General features: G+C 72.3%; 14 protein-coding genes. 6 read left to right on the forward strand and 8 right to left on the reverse strand.

The window, feature by feature from the left end; genetic code table 11:
- Nucleotides 1–63 precede the first annotated feature (63 nt).
- The 5 genes from ftsH to dacB form a co-directional block, all read right to left on the reverse strand.
- Nucleotides 64–2,097: an ATP-dependent zinc metalloprotease FtsH gene (gene ftsH / locus Q0994_RS27335; RefSeq protein WP_299539508.1), complete on the reverse strand. Its 2,034-nt coding sequence runs from the start codon at nt 2,095–2,097 to the stop codon at nt 64–66.
- 242 nt (nt 2,098–2,339) lie between these two features.
- The gene (hpt, locus tag Q0994_RS27340) at nt 2,340–2,879 is read right to left on the reverse strand and encodes a hypoxanthine phosphoribosyltransferase (RefSeq protein ID WP_299539693.1); all 540 of its coding nucleotides are present in this window, start codon (nt 2,877–2,879) and stop codon (nt 2,340–2,342) included.
- Between the two features lie 99 nt (nt 2,880–2,978).
- Entirely contained in the window at nt 2,979–4,076 is a 1,098-nt protein-coding gene (gene tilS, locus Q0994_RS27345; protein WP_299539510.1) for a tRNA lysidine(34) synthetase TilS, read from the reverse strand.
- 191 nt (nt 4,077–4,267) lie between these two features.
- On the reverse strand, nt 4,268–5,401 hold the full coding sequence (locus Q0994_RS27350; protein ID WP_299539511.1) for a zinc-dependent metalloprotease: 1,134 nt from the start codon (nt 5,399–5,401) through the stop codon (nt 4,268–4,270).
- Nucleotides 5,402–5,450: 49 nt separating this feature from the next.
- Entirely contained in the window at nt 5,451–6,938 is a 1,488-nt protein-coding gene (gene dacB / locus Q0994_RS27355; protein WP_299539513.1) for a D-alanyl-D-alanine carboxypeptidase/D-alanyl-D-alanine-endopeptidase, read from the reverse strand.
- Nucleotides 6,939–7,024: 86 nt separating this feature from the next.
- On the opposite strand from dacB, the gene Q0994_RS27360 reads away from it, so the two are divergent.
- Nucleotides 7,025–7,516 (forward strand): inorganic diphosphatase, encoded by a 492-nt coding sequence (locus Q0994_RS27360; RefSeq protein WP_299539695.1) that lies wholly within the window; start codon nt 7,025–7,027, stop codon nt 7,514–7,516.
- A gap of 237 nt (nt 7,517–7,753) precedes the next feature.
- Nucleotides 7,754–9,451, forward strand: a complete 1,698-nt coding sequence (locus Q0994_RS27365) for a threonine/serine exporter ThrE family protein (protein ID WP_299539515.1) — start codon at nt 7,754–7,756, stop codon at nt 9,449–9,451.
- Nucleotides 9,452–9,517: 66 nt separating this feature from the next.
- Here the strand turns inward: Q0994_RS27365 and Q0994_RS27370 are convergent, their stop codons facing one another.
- Nucleotides 9,518–10,219 (reverse strand): DedA family protein, encoded by a 702-nt coding sequence (locus Q0994_RS27370; RefSeq protein WP_299539517.1) that lies wholly within the window; start codon nt 10,217–10,219, stop codon nt 9,518–9,520.
- Between the two features lie 149 nt (nt 10,220–10,368).
- Here Q0994_RS27370 and Q0994_RS27375 point away from each other — a divergent pair, with 149 nt between their 5' ends.
- From Q0994_RS27375 to Q0994_RS27390, 4 genes are all read left to right on the forward strand, one after another.
- Complete coding sequence (locus Q0994_RS27375; RefSeq protein ID WP_299539519.1) at nt 10,369–10,734, forward strand: YbjQ family protein; 366 nt, start codon at nt 10,369–10,371, stop codon at nt 10,732–10,734.
- A 91-nt stretch (nt 10,735–10,825) separates the two neighbouring features.
- Nucleotides 10,826–12,112 carry an ion channel protein gene (locus Q0994_RS27380; protein ID WP_299539521.1) on the forward strand — a complete coding sequence of 429 codons (1,287 nt, stop codon included), beginning with the start codon at nt 10,826–10,828 and terminating at the stop codon, nt 12,110–12,112.
- Between the two features lie 114 nt (nt 12,113–12,226).
- A complete protein-coding gene (gene wrbA, locus Q0994_RS27385; protein WP_299539523.1) occupies nt 12,227–12,850 on the forward strand; it encodes an NAD(P)H:quinone oxidoreductase in 624 nt (207 codons plus the stop codon).
- A 42-nt stretch (nt 12,851–12,892) separates the two neighbouring features.
- Nucleotides 12,893–14,314 carry a glutamate decarboxylase gene (locus Q0994_RS27390; protein ID WP_299539525.1) on the forward strand — a complete coding sequence of 474 codons (1,422 nt, stop codon included), beginning with the start codon at nt 12,893–12,895 and terminating at the stop codon, nt 14,312–14,314.
- A 19-nt stretch (nt 14,315–14,333) separates the two neighbouring features.
- On the opposite strand, the gene Q0994_RS27395 is transcribed toward Q0994_RS27390, so the two are convergent.
- Nucleotides 14,334–14,975: a PadR family transcriptional regulator gene (locus tag Q0994_RS27395; RefSeq protein ID WP_299539527.1), complete on the reverse strand. Its 642-nt coding sequence runs from the start codon at nt 14,973–14,975 to the stop codon at nt 14,334–14,336.
- 106 nt (nt 14,976–15,081) lie between these two features.
- Nucleotides 15,082–16,539: an aldehyde dehydrogenase family protein gene (locus tag Q0994_RS27400; RefSeq protein ID WP_299539529.1), complete on the reverse strand. Its 1,458-nt coding sequence runs from the start codon at nt 16,537–16,539 to the stop codon at nt 15,082–15,084.
- Between the last annotated feature and the right edge of the window lie 53 nt (nt 16,540–16,592).

Raw genomic sequence — 16,592 nt, forward strand, 5'->3', positions numbered from 1 at the left:
GCGCGGCTTCCATTCCGTACCCGGCGGGAGCCCGTGAGGGCGATCACACCGGGGCCGTACGGATCAGCTCTCCGGACGCTCCTCCGGGACCGCCTCGGTGGACGGGCCGATCTCGGTCGGGGTGACCCCCGAGCCGTTGGCGGTGGAGACACCGGTGGTGAGTGCCAGTTCCTTCGGCGAGAGCACCGGCGGACGCGTCGACGGGGTACGCCGTGCGGAGCCGGTCCACGCCGGGCGGGCCGGGCGCTTCACGATCGGGGCGAAGATCTCAGCGATCTCCTCCTTGCCGAGCGTCTCCTTCTCCAGCAGACGCAGGACGAGGGCGTCGAGGATGTCGCGGTTCTCGACCAGGATCTCCCAGGCCTCGTTGTGCGCCGTCTCGATGAGCTTCTTGACCTCTTCGTCGACCAGCCCGGCGACCTCTTCCGAGTAGTCGCGCTGGTGACCCATCTCACGGCCCACGAACGGTTCGGTGTTGTCGCCGCCGAACTTGATCGCGCCGAGCCGCTCGGTCATGCCGTACTGCGTGACCATCGCGCGGGCCGTGGCACTGGCCTTCTCGATGTCGTTGGCGGCACCGGTGGTCGGGTCGTGGAAGACGAGCTCCTCGGCCGCGCGGCCGCCCAGCATGTACGCGAGCTGGTCGAGCATCTCGTTGCGCGTCGTGGAGTACTTGTCCTCCTCGGGCAGCACCATCGTGTATCCGAGGGCACGGCCGCGGGAGAGGATCGTGATCTTGTGGACCGGGTCCGACTGGGGGGAAGCCGCCGCGACCAGGGCGTGTCCGCCCTCGTGGTACGCGGTGATCTTCTTCTCCTTCTCGGACATGATCCGGGTCCGCTTCTGCGGACCGGCCACGACCCGGTCGATCGCCTCGTCGAGCATGGCGTTGTCGATGAGCTTCTTGTTGCCGCGCGCCGTGAGGAGCGCCGCTTCGTTCAGCACGTTCGACAGGTCGGCGCCGGTGAAGCCGGGGGTGCGCCGGGCGACGGCGTTGAGGTCGACGTCCTTCGCGACCGGCTTGCCCTTCTGGTGCACCTTGAGGATCTCCAGGCGTCCCAGCATGTCCGGGCGGTCCACCGCGATCTGCCGGTCGAACCGGCCCGGTCGCAGCAGCGCCGGGTCGAGGATGTCCGGCCGGTTGGTGGCGGCGATCAGGATGACGCCGCCCTTGACGTCGAACCCGTCCATCTCCACGAGGAGCTGGTTGAGCGTCTGCTCGCGCTCGTCGTGCCCGCCGCCCATGCCGGCGCCGCGGTGGCGGCCGACCGCGTCGATCTCGTCGACGAAGACGATGGCCGGGGCGTTCGCCTTGGCCTGTTCGAAGAGGTCACGGACGCGGGAGGCGCCGACGCCGACGAACATCTCGACGAAGTCGGAACCGGAGATGGAGTAGAACGGCACGCCCGCTTCGCCGGCGACGGCGCGCGCGAGCAGGGTCTTGCCCGTTCCGGGCGGACCGTAGAGCAGCACGCCCTTCGGGATCTTGGCGCCGACGGCCTGGAACTTCGCCGGCTCCTGGAGGAACTCCTTGATCTCGTGGAGCTCTTCGACGGCCTCGTCCGACCCCGCCACGTCGGCGAAGGTCGTCTTCGGCGTGTCCTTGGTGATCAGCTTGGCCTTGGACTTGCCGAACTGCATGACCTTGGAGCCGCCGCCCTGCATCTGGTTCATCAGGAACAGGAAGATGACCACGATGATGACGAACGGAAGGAGCGACAGCAGGATCGACAGGAACGGGGACTGCTTCGACGGCGAGACGGTGTAGCCGTCCGCGATGTCACCGTTCTCGTACTTCTGCTGCAGCATCTCGGCGAGGTCGACACCCTGGGTGCCGATGTAGCTCGCCTGGAACTTGCTGCCGTCTTCGTCCTTGAGCTCCTGGCCCTTCTTCAGCTCGATCTTGATGATCTGTTCGTCACCGGTGGTCAGCTCGGCCGACTTCACCTGGTTCTTGCTGATCGCCTGGACCACCTGGCCCGTGTCCACGGCTTTGTAGCCGCCGGACGAGCCGACGACCTGCATCAACACGACCACGGCGAGGACGGCCAGCACGATCCACATGACCGGCCCACGGAAGTATCGCTTCACGTCCATCCATACGGAGCGAAGACGCCCCGTCCCTCCTGCCCGTAGGTAAATGCTGCTGTGAGAAAAGACTGTTCTTCGGACGGTACCCCAGCATTGTCACCCGCGACCGCCGAGGACGTCCGGGAAACCCGCTTTCGAAGCCTTCAACGGCGGGACGGCGGCGAGGGTTCCCCGGGGGCCGGCCCCGTTCGGGGCGCGGGCCGGGAGGCGGGGCCGCGGCGGCTGCCGCCGGGCCCCCTCACGGTCGGTCAGCCGCCGTAGACGTGCGGGGCGAGCGTGCCGACGAACGGGAGGTTGCGGTACTTCTCCGCGTAGTCCAGCCCGTAGCCGACGACGAACTCGTTGGGGATGTCGAAGCCGATCCACTTCACGTCGATCGCGACCTTCGCGGCGTCCGGCTTCCGCAGCAGGGTGCAGACCTCCAGGCTGGCGGGCTCGCGGGAGCCGAGGTTGGAGAGCAGCCAGGACAGCGTGAGTCCGGAGTCGATGATGTCCTCGACGATCAGGACGTGCTTGCCCTTGATGTCGGTGTCGAGGTCCTTCAGGATGCGGACGACGCCCGAGGACTGGGTGCCGGCGCCGTACGAGGAGACGGCCATCCAGTCCATCGTGGCCGGGGTGGACAGGGCGCGCGCCAGGTCCGCCATCACCATCACCGCGCCCTTGAGGACTCCGACGAGGAGCAGGTCCTTGCCCGCGTACTCCGCGTCGATCTTCGCGGCCAGCTCGACCAGCTTGGCGTCGATCTCTTCCTTGGTGAGGAGCACCGACTGAAGGTCGGTACCCATGTCCTTCTCGTTCACCCGCGTCTCTTTCTTCGCCGCTCCGGCCCGGTAGGTGCCCGGGCCGGACCGGCACACTCGCCTGCACGTCAGCCGCTTGCGCTTTCAGCTCTGCCGAATGACCAGTCTGCCACCCTGCCGTCGCGCTTCGACGCGGCCCGGCAGGTTGATGGCCCGCTGGCCGCGCCAGCCGGTGATCAGACGGTCGACTTCCTCGATGTGCCGGGCGAAGAGCGAACCCGCCGGGGCGCCGGCCCCGACGATCGCCCGGCGCAGCACCCGCCGGCGCACCGCGGACGGCAGGGTGAAGAGCTTGGCGCACTCCAGCTCGCCCGCGTCGTCGCGCACCGAGCGGTCGGCCTCGGTCGCCCACGAGTCGAGGGCGTCGGCGTCGTCGCGGGAGAGCTGGGCGGTCCGGGCCAGCGCCTCCACGACGCCCTTGCCGAGCGCCTTCTCCAGGGCGGGCAGCCCTTCGTGGCGCAGGCGCGAGCGGGTGTAGGCGGGATCGGTGTTGTGCGGGTCGTCCCAGACGGGCAGCGACTGGACGAGGCACGCCTTGCGGGCGGTCTGCCGGTCGAGCTGGAGGAACGGGCGGCGGTAGCGGCCGGCCGGGCCGGAGGCGGCGGCCATGCCGGACAGGGAACGGATGCCGGAGCCGCGGGCGAGCCCCAGCAGCACGGTCTCGGCCTGGTCGTCGCGGGTGTGGCCGAGCAGGATCGCGGCGGCGCCGTGCCGTTCCGCGGCGGCGTCCAGGGCGGCGTAGCGGGCGTCGCGGGCCGCCGCCTCGGGGCCTCCGTCGCGCCCGACGTGCACGGCGACGGCCTCGACGGGGTCGAGGTCCATGGCGGTCAGCCGGGAGACGACGTCGGCGGCACGCAGCCCGGACCCGGCCTGGAGGTTGTGGTCGACGGTGATGCCGCCCGCCCGGACGTCGAGCTTGCGCGCCTCGAAGGCGAGGGCCGACGCGAGCGCCATGGAGTCGGCGCCGCCGGAGCACGCCACCAGCACGAGGGGGGCGGGGGGACGTTCGGGGAGGGCGTGCGCGCCGGTCGCCCCGGCGTCCGCGAACTGCGGGTGCGCGGCACGGGCGCGGTCCGCGCCCGCGGCGTGTGGGCCGGTCCGGAGGCTGTGTTCGGTGAGGACGTCGTGGAGTACGCGGCGGACCGCCAGGCGTATCGCCGCGACCGCAGGATGGGGACCCATGTCCGGTGCCCTTCGTGGAGTTTCGGGAGGGTGCCTCCGGGCGGCGGGACGCGGAACGGCCCCGTCACTCAGAGTGCGTCGATGGTGACAGAGACAAGCTCTCCACCGAGCATTGCACGGCTTCCCATGCCCTTATGGTCCCTCGGATGGGTGATTGGTGGGGCGATCCGCGGCCGCGGGGCGCGTCAAGATCACGAATCTGCCTTACGGTGCACGCGCGCGACCCACTCCGCGGGAGCGGCGATCTCGGCCTTGGTCGGCAGCGTGTTCGGAGAGGTCCAGACCCGGTTGAAGCCCTCCATGCCGACCTCGTCCACCACCGCGCGCACGAACCGCTCGCCGTCGCGGTACTGACGCAGCTTCGCGTCCAGGCCGAGCAGCTTGCGCAGCGCCAGGTCGAGCCGGCTCGCGCCGCGCGCCCGGCGCTGCTGGAACTTCTCCCGGATCTCGCCCACCGAGCCCACCACGTCGGGCCCCACGCCGTCCATGACGTAGTCGGCGTGGCCCTCCAGGAGGGACATCACCGCGGTGAGCCGGCCGAGGATCTCGCGCTGCGCGGGCGTCTGCACCAGCTCGACGAGGCTGCGCCCGCCGTCGTCGCCCTGCTCGCCCTCGGGACGGCCGGCCCCGGAGAGGGACTGGGCGGCCTCGCGGAGCCGTTCGAGGAAGGCGGAGGGCTCGACGTCGGTCTCTTCGAGGAAGGTCTGGATCTCGCCCTGGAGGTGGTCCCTGAGCCAGGGCACCCCGGTGAACTGGGTCCGGTGGGTCTCCTCGTGCAGGGCCACCCAGAGCCGGAAGTCGTGCGGGTCCACGTCGAGTTCGCGTTCCACGTGCACGATGTTCGGCGCGACCAGCAGCAGCCGGCCGCCGCCCGCGGAGGCCGGCAGGTCGCGGCCGGACGGAGCGAACGTCTCGTACTGGCCGAGGACCCGGGAGGACAGGAACGACAGCAGCATGCCCACCTCGACGCCGGTCACCTTGCCGCCGACCGCGCCCAGTACGGCGTTCCCGGCGCCGCCGCCGCGCCGCTCCTGCATCTTGCCCAGCAGCGGGCGGAGCAGTTCGCGGAACCCGGCGACGTTGGCCCGGATCCAGCCGGCCCGGTCCACCACCAGCACGGGGGTGTCCTCCGGCTCGGTCCCCTCGGGGATCATCCGGGTGAAGGAACGGACGTGCTCCTCCGACGCCTTGGCGTGCCGCCGCAGCTCCGCGACGACGGCGCGCGCCTCCTCCCGCCCGATCTCGGGGCCCGGCCGTGCGAGCCGCGTCGCGGTCGCCGCCGCGAGTTTCCAGTCGACCATCTCGGGACCACCGAAGCTCGTCATGCGTCAACCGTACGTGAGTCCGACGCCGGGCGGTGGGGTGTCGGAGAGCTCAACGGGTGCGCGGGACCAGTGCTCCGGCGAGGTCGTCGAGCGCCGCCTCGGCGGCGCCGGGGGCGGTGGTGCCGGAGGTGAGGAAGGCGAAGGAGAGCAGCCGTCCGTCTTCGGAGACCACGGTCCCGGCCAGTGCGTTGACCCCGGTGAGGGTGCCGGTCTTGGCCCGTACGAGTCCCGCCGCGTCCGAGGTCGCGGCGTACCGGCCGCCGAGGGTGCCGCTGAATCCGGCGACCGGCAGGCCGGTGAGGACGGACCGCAGTTCGGGGTGGGCGGGGTCGGCGGCGCGGGCCAGCAGCGCGGCGAGGAGGCCCGCGGAGACCCGGTCGCCGCGGTCGAGGCCGCTGCCGTCGGCGAACCGGGCCCCCGCGATCGGCAGCCCGGCCTTCCCGAGCTGCGCGGCGACGGCCTTCGCGGCGCCGTCGAAGCTGCCCGGTCGCCCCGCCGCCAGGGCGGTCTGACGGGCCAGCGCCTCGGCGATGTCGTTGTCGCTGTTGGTCAGCATCCGCTCCACCAGGGCGGAGAGCGGCGCGGAGCGGTGGGTGGCCAGCGTGCGGGCGCCGGCCGCGGCCTTCTGGCGGCGGGGGTCCGCGGTGGTCTTCACCCCGGCGTCCGTCAGGAGACCGGCGAAGCGCCGGGCCGCGTCGCCGGCCGGGTCCGAGGAGCGGGGCGCGGGGCCCTTGTCGCTGTCGTCGAGACGCGCCTCGTCGACCATCAGGGCGGTCATGGGCGCGATGTTGTCGTTGGGGCCGATGGGGTGATGTCCGGGACCGCTGTAGCGGGTGACGTCGTAGGCGACGGTGACCGGGCCGCGACGGTCGGCGCCGGCCTCGCGCAGGGAGGCGGCGGTGGCGGCGGCCAGACCGCGCAGGGCCTGTTCGTCCAGCGTGGGGTCGCCGCCGCCCACCAGGGTGACGGTGCGCAGGTCCCCGGCCCCCCGGACGGTGGTGGCGATGCGGTGGTCGGGCCCCCGCGCGGAGAGCGCGGCGACGGCGGTGGCGATCTTGACGGTGGACGCCGGGGTCATCGGGGTACCGGCGGACCGCCCGTAGAGCTGCTTGCCGGTGGCGGTGTCGACCACCACGGCGGTGGTGCGGGTGCCGAGCGCGGGGGCTTTCAGCAGCGGGTCGAGCGAGCGGGCGAGGCCGGCCGCGGCGGCCGGGGCGGCGCCGGCGCGGAGCGCGGTGAGCACCGCGGCGGCGCTGGGCGCGGGCTCGGGGGCGGGCGGACCGGCCGCGGGGGTCCGGTGAGCTGCGTCACCCACGGGGGCCCGGTCGGCCGCCCACTCCCGCTCGGCCGTACGCTGACCCGAGTCCCAGGGCCCGGCGGCGAACACGGCGCCGGCGGCGACCGCCAGGCCGAGCACCACGGAGCCCGCGGCGAGCCGCCAGTCGTCCGGCACGACCGGCAGGGCGCCGGTCAGGCCCTTCAGCCTGTCCCTCGGGGAAGACGGTTCACGGGACGGTTCATCCACCGGCTCGGCCACCGTCGACCAGCCCCTTTCGCGAGCACTCTTCTGCGTGGGGGACACTTAATCACCAGTCGTATGTGTTGATCATGGAGGAGCCACCCGTGGAGTTCGACGTCACCATCGAGATCCCGAAGGGTTCGCGGAACAAGTACGAGGTGGACCACGAGACCGGTCGGATCCGTCTTGACCGTCGACTCTTCACCTCGACCGCCTACCCGGCCGACTACGGCTTCGTCGAGAACACCCTCGGCGAGGACGGGGACCCGCTGGACGCGCTGGTCATCCTGGACGAGCCCACGTTCCCCGGCTGCCTCATCAAGTGCCGTGTGGTCGGCATGTTCAAGATGACCGACGAGGCCGGCGGCGACGACAAGCTGCTCTGCGTCCAGGCGGGCGACCCCCGGATGGACCACCTGCAGGACATCGGCGACGTCTCGGAGTTCGAGCGCCAGGCGATCCAGCACTTCTTCGAGGTCTACAAGGACCTGGAGCCCGGCAAGTCCGTCGAGGGCGCCGACTGGGTCGGCCGCGCCGAGGCCGAGACCGAGATCGAGGCGTCCTACAAGCGCCTGCAGGAGCAGGGCGGTCACTGACCCTTTCGCGGTCCCGGTCCGCCCCCGCGCACGGGATTCCGTTCGTCATTCCGCTTCACGGCGGTGAACGGCCGGGCCGGGTGCGCAATTCGCTCATCCGGATCTGCTCCGGGAGCGCTCACGGGCGGTACACCCTCACCGGTGTACCGCCCGTTCTGCATGCGTCCCCCTTGTCCGCGCCCATACTGGGCAGACGAGCGGCTAGAACGCGCAGGCGAGAAGGAGTGGGGTCGAGCAGTGGCGGAACCGGGCGGTCCGGAGGACCAGAAGCCCCAGTCCGACGAGGCGCGCAGCGCGTTCGCCCCACCGGCCGGGGTCGGGCAGCCTGCCGCGCCGTCCGAGGACGACTCGCCGACCTCGGAGTTCGCGCTGCCCGCCGGCGTCCAGCCCGACCCCTCCCAGGGTGGTTCCGCTTCCGGTTCCGCAACGGGCAACTTCCCGCACTCGGACACGCTCAGCTCCGCCTTCGCGCCACCGCGGTCCTCCAGCGCGCAGTCCCCGCCCGCGTTCACCCCGGCGCAGGGCATCCCGATGATCCGGCTGACCAAGGAAGCGCCCTGGCAGGACCGGATGCGCACGATGCTGCGGATGCCGGTCACCGAGCGGCCCGCCGCCGAGAGCGTGCAGCGCACCGACGACTCCGGTCCCGCGGTCCCCCGGGTGCTCGACCTGACGCTCCGTATCGGCGAGCTGCTGCTGGCCGGCGGCGAGGGCGCCGAGGACGTCGAGGCCGCGATGTTCGCGGTCACCCGCTCGTACGGACTGGACCGGTGCGAGCCGACGGTCACGTTCACGCTGCTGTCCATCTCGCACCAGCCGTCGCTGGTCGACGACCCGGTGACGGCGAGCCGTACGGTGCGCCGCCGCGGCACCGACTACAACCGGCTGGCCGCCGTGTTCCGGCTGATCGACGACATCACCGCCGAGGACGAGGAGGTCTCCCTGGAGGAGGCCTACCGGCGGCTGGCGGAGATCCGGCGCAACCGCCACCCGTTCCCCGGGTGGGCCCTGACCGCCGCCGCCGGGCTGCTCGCGGGGGCGGCCTCCGTGCTGGTCGGCGGTGGCTTCCTGGTCTTCTTCGTGGCGGCCGCGGGCGCGATGCTCGGCGACCGCCTGGCCTGGCTGTGCGCCGGGCGGGGACTGCCGGAGTTCTACCAGTTCACGGCAGCGGCGATGCCGCCCGCCGCGCTGGGGGTGGCGCTCACCCTCACCCACTGGGGCGACCTGCGGCCGTCCGCGGTCATCACCGGTGGGCTCTTCGCCCTGCTGCCGGGGCGGGCCCTGGTCGCCGGGGTGCAGGACGGCCTGACGGGTTACTACATCACCGCGGCGGCCCGGCTGCTGGAGGTCATGTACTTCTTCATCGGGATCGTCGTCGGCGTCCTGGTGGTCATCTATCTGGGGCTCCAGCTGGGGGCGCAGCTCAACCCGGAGGAGCGGTTCGTCGCGCACGACGAGCCGGTGCTGCAGATCGTCGCGTCGATGGCGCTGAGCCTCGCCTTCGCGATCCTGCTCCAGCAGGAGCGTTCCACCGTGCTCGCGGTGACCCTCAACGGCGGCGTCGCCTGGATCATCTACGGGGCGATGGCCCGGACCGGGGACATCTCGCCGGTGGCGGCCACGGCGGTGGCGGCCGGTCTGGTCGGTCTGTTCGGCCAGCTCTTCTCGCGCTACCGCTACACCTCGTCGCTGCCGTTCATCACGGCGGCGATCGGGCCGCTGCTGCCCGGTTCGGCGACGTACTTCGGGCTGCTCGGCGTGGCGCAGGGCGAGCTGGACCGCGGGCTCGCCTCGCTCTCGACGGCGGTGGCGACGGCGCTGGCCATCGCGATCGGGGTGAACCTCGGGAGCGAGATCTCGCGGCTGTTCATGCGGGTGCCGGGCGCCGTCGACGGCGCCAACCGGCGGGCCGCCAAGCGTACCCGCGGATTCTGACCCCGCCCGTACGCGACGGCGCCCGCTCCCCGTGGGGGGAGCGGGCGCCGCGTGCGTACGGCGGGGTCAGCGCTTGGCGTGACGGCCGCGCTGGCCGGTGGAGGAGCTCGGGCCCTCGTCGTCCCGGTCGCCGGAGGCCGCGGCCTTCTTCGACTTGGAGCGGGCGCGCAGGTACTCGATGGCGATCGGCACCACGGAGACGAGCACGATCAGGATGAGGATCATCTCGATGTTCTCGTGCACGAAGTCGATCTTGCCGAGCAGCGCACCGAGGACGGTGACACCGACGCCCCAGAGGATGCCGCCGATGATGTTGAAGGTGATGAACGAGCGGTAGTTCATCCGGCTCACACCCGCGATGATCGGCGTGAAGGTGCGCACGACGGGCACGAAGCGGGCCAGCACCAGCGACTTCGGACCGTACTTCTCGAAGAAGTCGTGGGCCTTCTCGACGTTCTCCTGCTTGAACAGGCGCGAGTCGGGGCGCTTGAAGAGGGACGGCCCCACCTTCCGGCCGAAGAGGTAGCCCACCTGGTCGCCGATGATCGCCGCCAGCGCCACCAGGACGCAGACCAGCCAGAGCGGGGTGTCGAGCTGACCGGTGGTGACCAGCAGCCCGGTGGTGAAGAGCAGCGAGTCGCCGGGCAGGAAGAAACCGATCAGCAGTCCGGACTCGGCGAAGACGATGAGGAGGACACCGGCGAGGCCGAAGGTGTTGATCAGATAGTCCGGGTCCAGCCAGCTCGGGCCGAGCGCAAGCGTATTCAAGGGTCCGGGCTCCAGGATCGTTCGATGGGCGGGCGGCGTGGGCGGCCCCAAGCTATCAACGCCTCAGGACCGCCCCCGGTTCCAGTGGGCGCACCGGGGATGCGCACCCGGCGAACCGGGACAAAGCTGGCCCGCAGGAGGTGCCACTCATGGGCATGGAGGATTACGGCGGCGGCCAGGCGGAGCGTGCGGACGTGCTCGTCGTCACCACGAACGACGTACCCGGCCACCAGGTGACCCGGGTGATCGGCGAGGTGTTCGGGCTGACCGTCCGCTCCCGCCATCTCGGCAGCCAGATCGGAGCCGGCCTGAAGTCGATGGTCGGCGGCGAGCTGAAGGGGCTCACCAAGACCCTGGTCGAGACCCGCAACCAGGCGATGGAACGGCTGGTCGAGCAGGCGCGGGCGCGCGGCGCCAACGCGGTGCTGATGTTCCGCTTCGACGTCTCGGAGGCGGCGGACGTCGGCACGGAGGTCTGCGCCTACGGCACCGCGGTGGTGATCAGCGAGCTCTGAGCGCCGGTCGGGCAGCGCCCCGGACACCATATCCACGCGGAATGCGCATGTTTACAGGTGTATGCGGCTTTCACGTCGCTAGGGTGAGCCGGTGGCCACCCCCTCGCCGTCCGCCGGTCCGCCCGCGCCCGCTCCCGCCCCGGCCCGCCGGCTCCTGGTGGCGGTCCTCCCCGCGCTGACCGTGGGAGTCGCCTCGGCGCTCGTACTGCTGGGCGTGAGCCTGCTGGCGGAACAGCTCCAGGACGTGCTGTGGGAGACACTGCCGGACGCCCTCGGCGTCGGCCGGTTCTCCTCGCTGTGGATGATCGTGATGCTGACGGCCACCGGGCTCGCGGTCGGCCTCGTCGTCCGGGCCGTCCCCGGGCACGCCGGTCCCGATCCGTCCACCACGGGGCTGGTCGACGCCCCCCTGCCGCCCGGCGTGGTGCCGGGGCTGCTGCTGGCGACGATGCTGGCGCTCGCGGGCGGGGTCAGCCTCGGTCCGGAGAATCCGATCACCGCGGCCAACATCGCGCTTGTCTACTGGCTGGGCCGCCGCTTCGCCCCCGGGGCGCCGGCCGAGGCGTGGGTGGCCCTGGCGGCGGCCGGCACCGTCGGGGCGCTGTTCGGGACACCGGTGGCCGCCGCCCTGATCCTTTCCGAGACGCTCGCCTCCCGGCCGGGCCCCGGCGCCCTGTGGGACCGCCTCTTCGCCCCGCTGGCGGCGGGCGCGGCCGGCGCCCTGACCATGTCGCTGGTCGCGCACCCCAGCTTCGACCTGTCGCTGCCGGACTACACCCACGCCTCCTGGGGCGATCTGCTGGCGGCACTGGTGATCGCACCGGCCGGCGCGCTGCTCGGCCTGGTCGCCGTCTACGCCTTCCCGGTGGCGCACCGGCTCTTCCGGGCCCTGCGGCATCCGGTGCTCGCCCTGACCGCCGGCGGACTGCTGCTCGGACTGCTCGGAGCCCTGGGCGGCCACCTGACGCTCTTCAAGGGGCTGGACGAGGTGAAGACGCTCGCCGCCGACCCGGAGGGCTGGTCGGCGGGCGGATTCGCGGCCATGGCGCTGGTGAAGACGGCCGCCCTGCTGGTCTCGGCGACCTGCGGCTTCCGGGGCGGGCGGATCTTCCCGGCGGTCTTCGTCGGGGTCGCCCTCGGCCTGTGCGCCCACGCCCTGGTCGACGGCGTGCCGCCCGCCCTCGCCGTCGCGTGCGCGGTCCTCGGGGTGCTGCTCGCCATCACCCGGCAGGGCTGGCTGAGTCTGTTCACGGCGGCGGTGCTGGTGAGCGACACGGCGGTGCTGCCGCTGCTGTGCGCGGCGTCGCTGCCCGCCTGGCTGCTGGTCACGGGCCGCCCGCAGATGCAGCTCGGGGCGGACGGCACCGCTCCACGGTGAGCACGCGGGACGCGGTACGGGCGCGACGCGCGGTCCGCCGATCCGACGCGCCGGGTGCCCCATTTGTCCGTATCGTCGTTCGGGTACGGCCCGTCCCGCACCGGAGGTCCCCGCATGCCCACGCCCGTCAACGTCGCCGTCGTCTACTACTCCTCCACCGGCACCGTCGCCCGGATCGCGGAGGCCATCGCGGAGGACGCCGAGCGGGCGGGCGCGGAGGTGCGTCTGCGCAAGGCGGCCGAGCTGGCCCCGCAGGCGGCGATCGACTCCAACCCGGCCTGGGCCGCCAACGCCGAGGCGACCGCCGGCATCGCCGAGGTCTCCCCCGACGACATGCTCTGGGCGGACGCGGTGGTCTTCGGCTCACCGACCCGGTACGGGAACGTGGCCGCGCAGCTCAAGCAGTTCATCGACACCCTCGGCGGGCTCTGGCAGGCGGGGCAGCTCGCCGACAAGGTGTACAGCGGCTTCACCTCCAGCAGCACCCTGCACGGCGGACAGGAGTCGACGCTCCTCGCGCTCTACAACACCGTCCACCACTTCGGCGGCATCCTCGTCGCGCCGGGCTACACGGACCCGACGAAGTTCGTCGACGGCAACCCGTACGGCACCTCGCACGTGTCCGGGCAGGGGGACCTGCCGGTCGACGCCACCACCCTCACCGCCGCCCGGGTGCAGGCCGAGCGGGTCGTGAAGTTCACCCGGGCCCTCAAGGCCGGCCTCGCCGCCGAGGGCTGACACCCGGCAGTACCCCCGGGAGGGGGCCGAGAGGAGACCGCCATGGCGCTGCACAAGGGACCGCACGGCGCGGACGACTCGCAGGAGCGCCGCAGGCTGGCCCTCAACCCGTTCTTCGGGGAGGCGGACCCGACCGCGGGGATGACCTCGGCCCCACCCCGCCACCGCCTGCCGGACGGCCCGCTGCCGCCCGCCACCGCCTACGGGCTCGTGCACGACGAGCTGATGCTCGACGGCAACTCCCGGCTGAACCTCGCCACCTTCGTCACCACCTGGATGGAACCCCAGGCGGGCGTGCTGATGGCGGAGTGCCGGGACAAGAACATGATCGACAAGGACGAGTACCCGCGCACCGCCGAGCTGGAGAAGCGGTGCGTGGCGATGCTCGCCGACCTGTGGCACGCACCGGACCCGTCGGCCGTGGTGGGCTGTTCCACCACCGGCTCCAGCGAGGCGTGCATGCTCGCCGGGATGGCGCTCAAGCGGCGCTGGGCGAAGAAGAACGCCGACCGCTATCCGTCGACCGCCAGGCCCAATCTCGTGATGGGCGTCAACGTCCAGGTCTGCTGGGAGAAGTTCTGCACCTTCTGGGAGGTCGAGGCGCGGCTGGTGCCGATGGAGGGCGACCGCTACCACTTGGACCCGGAGGCCGCGGCGGCGCTGTGCGACGAGAACACCATCGGCGTGGTCGCCGTGCTCGGTTCCACCTTCGACGGCAGCTACGAGCCGGTGGCCGAGCTGTGCGCGGCCCTGGACGCCCTCCGGGAGTCCGGCGGCCCGGACGTCCCGGTCCATGTCGACGGCGCGTCCGGGGCGATGGTCGCGCCCTTCCTCGACGAGGACCTGGCCTGGGACTTCCGGCTCCCGAGGGTCTCCTCCATCAACACCTCCGGCCACAAGTACGGCCTGGTCTACCCGGGCGTCGGCTGGGCGCTGTGGCGTTCGCCGGCGGAGCTGCCGGAAGAACTGGTCTTCCGCGTCAACTACCTCGGCGGCGACATGCCCACCTTCGCGCTGAACTTCTCCCGGCCGGGCGCGCAGGTGGTCGCGCAGTACTACACCTTCCTGCGGCTGGGCCGGGACGGGTACCGCGCGGTCCAGCAGGCCTCGCGGGACGTGGCGCGCGGGCTGGCCGAACGGATCGAGGCGCTCGGCGACTTCGAACTCCTCACCCGCGGGGACGAGTTGCCGGTCTTCGCCTTCACCACCGGCCCCGACGTGACGGCGTACGACGTCTTCGACGTGTCGCGGCGGCTGCGCGAGCACGGCTGGCTGGTGCCCGCCTACACCTTCCCCGCCCACCGCGAGGACCTGTCGGTGCTGCGGATCGTCTGCCGCAACGGCTTCTCCTCCGACCTCGCGGCGCTGCTGGTCGAGGACCTGCGGCTGCTGCTGCCCGAGCTGCGCGCCCAGTCGGGCCCGGCCGACCGCGACAAGAACGCGGCCACCTCGTTCCACCACTGAGCCAGGTCCGGGCGGGCGGTCACCCGTCGTCGCCGGGGTCCGGTCCACCGGTGGCGTACGGGTTCTCCTCGCCCTCGCCGAGCACGCCGACGAACGGCTCCCCCTCGCCCGCGAAGGTGTAGGCGCCGGCCTCGATCCGGCCGATCACCTCGCGGGTCCACGCCTCCCCCGCGTCGGCGGTGCGGATCCACAGGTTCATGATCTCGCCGATGTGCCCGAGCGAGCCGGTGCCGCCCTCCGGGACGTAGTGCGAGGTGACCGATCCCCGCCACTCCTCGATGCCCGCCAGCCGCTCCCGCAGCAGCGCCAGCGCCTCGTCCCGCTCCAGCTCGACCATGAAGCCGACGGCCGCCGAGAGCACGTCGGTCCGCTGGTCGTACGCGGTCAGCGCGGCGCGCAGCAGCGCGAAGAACTCCGCCACGCCCCGCTCGGTGACGCCGTACTCGGTGCGCGGTGGGCCGCCCGCCGTGGAGGGCGCGCTCTCGTGGGCGACCAGCAGTCCCTGCTTGGCCATCTGCTTCAGCGCGTGGTAGATCGAGCCGGGGCCGGCCTGCGACCACTCGTGCGCGCCCCAGTACTCCAGGTCGTTGCGGACCTGGTAGCCGTGCGCCCGGCCGTGCTGCCGCACCGCGCCGAGGACCAGCAGCCGGATCGCCGACATTCCACCCGCCTTCCGGGACGCCGTCCGTCGCACGGCGCCGTCCGGCACCGCCACGGTCGAGGCTATCCCCGGTCCGCGGCCGCACTCCGGCGGGCGGACGGCCGCGTCAGAACGGGAAGCTGGTCCTGCCGTACTGGACCGACACCCAGCGGCTGGTGGTGAACGCCTCGACGACCGCCTCGCCGTTGAGCCGGCCGAGTCCGGACATCTTCTCGCCGCCGAACGCGGCCCGCGGGTCGTCCTGGACGGTGGGCCCGTTGACGTGGAACATCCCGCTGACCGCCCGCCGCGCGAACCGCACCCCGCGCTCGACGTCCGCCGTGTGGACGGCCCCGCTGAGCCCGTACGGGGTGTCGTCGACCAGCCGCAGTGCCTCGTCCTCGCCGTCGAAGGGGACCAGCAGGGCGACCGGGCCGAAGATCTCCTGGCGCAGCAGCGGCGACCCCTGCGGCAGGCCGGTCAGCACCGTCGGCTCGACCACGTTGCCGCGGGTACGCCCCCGCAGCAGCGCGGTCGCGCCGGCCGCGAGCGCCTCGTCCACCAGGGCGGCCAGCGCGTCGGCCTGGAACGCGTTGATCACCGGGCCCAGCCGGGTCTCCGGGTCGCGGGGGTCGCCCACGGTGAGCTTCGCCGTCTCGGCCACGAAGAGCTCGGTGAACTCCCGCTCCACGGCCCGGTCCACCAGGATGCGGTTGGCGGCCATCCCCACCTGGCCCTGGAACAGGAACCTGCTGTGCACGGCGGCGCGCACCGCCTGCTCCACGTCCGCGTCGTCCAGCACCACCAGGGCGCTGTTGCCGCTGAGTTCGAGTACGCAGCGCTTGAAGTGCCCGGCGGCCACCGCGGCGACGTGCCGGCCGACCCGGTCGGAGCCGGTGAAGGCGACCACCCGGGGCGCCGGGTGGGTGAGGAAGGCGTCACCGATCTCGGCGCTGTCGGTGACGACGACGTTCAGCAGGCCGGCGGGCAGGCCCGCGTCCTCGAAGATCCGGGCGACCAGTCCGCCGCCGACCACGGGCGCGTTCTGGTGCGGCTTCACGACGACGGCGTTGCCGAGGGCGAGCGCGGGAGCCACGGTCTTCGTCGCGGCCAGCAGCGGGAAGTTGAAGGCGTTGATGACGGCGACGACACCGGCGGGCCCGCGTCGCAGGCGGTTCTCCTTGCCGTCCGCGGCGGCCGGCAGGATCGCTCCGAGCGGTCGCACCGCCAGCCCTGCCGCCTCCTTGAGGAACTCGGTGGCCAGGGCGATCTCGAACTCGGCCCGGGACCGGGTGCCCCCCAGCTCGTCGATGATCGCCTCGGCGATCTCACCGGACCGCTCGCCGAGGATCCGGGTCGCTCGCTCCAGCACGGCGCGGCGGTCGAACGGCGGGGCCGCGGCCCACGCGGGCTGGGCGCGCTCGGCGGCGGCGTAGGCCTGGTCGATCTCCGCCGCGGTGGCGACGGTCAGGGAGGCGAGCTTCTCCCCGTTGTACGGATTGAAGTCGATGATGTCCCACGAGCCGGTGCCGGTACGCCACTCACCGTCTATGTACTGATGGGCCAGCTCATGGAAGAAGGACATGCAATCCCTTACTGCAGGCGTACGCATACTCCTGATCGGGCGTCATCGTACCC

The sequence above is a fragment of the uncultured Streptomyces sp. genome (genome assembly GCF_947488945.1).
GTDB lineage: Bacteria > Actinomycetota > Actinomycetes > Streptomycetales > Streptomycetaceae > Streptomyces.

Excerpts from the sequence above, each read along its gene's own strand:
- Q0994_RS27375 (WP_299539519.1), top strand. The coding sequence starts at position 10,369 with ATGGGCATGGAGGATTACGGCGGCGGCCAGGCGGAGCGTGCGGACGTG.
- Q0994_RS27350 (WP_299539511.1), bottom strand. The coding sequence starts at position 5,401 with ATGACGAGCTTCGGTGGTCCCGAGATGGTCGACTGGAAACTCGCGGCG.
- wrbA (WP_299539523.1), top strand. The coding sequence starts at position 12,227 with ATGCCCACGCCCGTCAACGTCGCCGTCGTCTACTACTCCTCCACCGGC.
- Q0994_RS27395 (WP_299539527.1), bottom strand. The coding sequence starts at position 14,975 with ATGTCGGCGATCCGGCTGCTGGTCCTCGGCGCGGTGCGGCAGCACGGC.
- hpt (WP_299539693.1), bottom strand. The coding sequence starts at position 2,879 with ATGGGTACCGACCTTCAGTCGGTGCTCCTCACCAAGGAAGAGATCGAC.
- tilS (WP_299539510.1), bottom strand. The coding sequence starts at position 4,076 with ATGGGTCCCCATCCTGCGGTCGCGGCGATACGCCTGGCGGTCCGCCGC.
- Q0994_RS27390 (WP_299539525.1), top strand. The coding sequence starts at position 12,893 with ATGGCGCTGCACAAGGGACCGCACGGCGCGGACGACTCGCAGGAGCGC.
- Q0994_RS27400 (WP_299539529.1), bottom strand. The coding sequence starts at position 16,539 with ATGTCCTTCTTCCATGAGCTGGCCCATCAGTACATAGACGGTGAGTGG.
- ftsH (WP_299539508.1), bottom strand. The coding sequence starts at position 2,097 with ATGGACGTGAAGCGATACTTCCGTGGGCCGGTCATGTGGATCGTGCTG.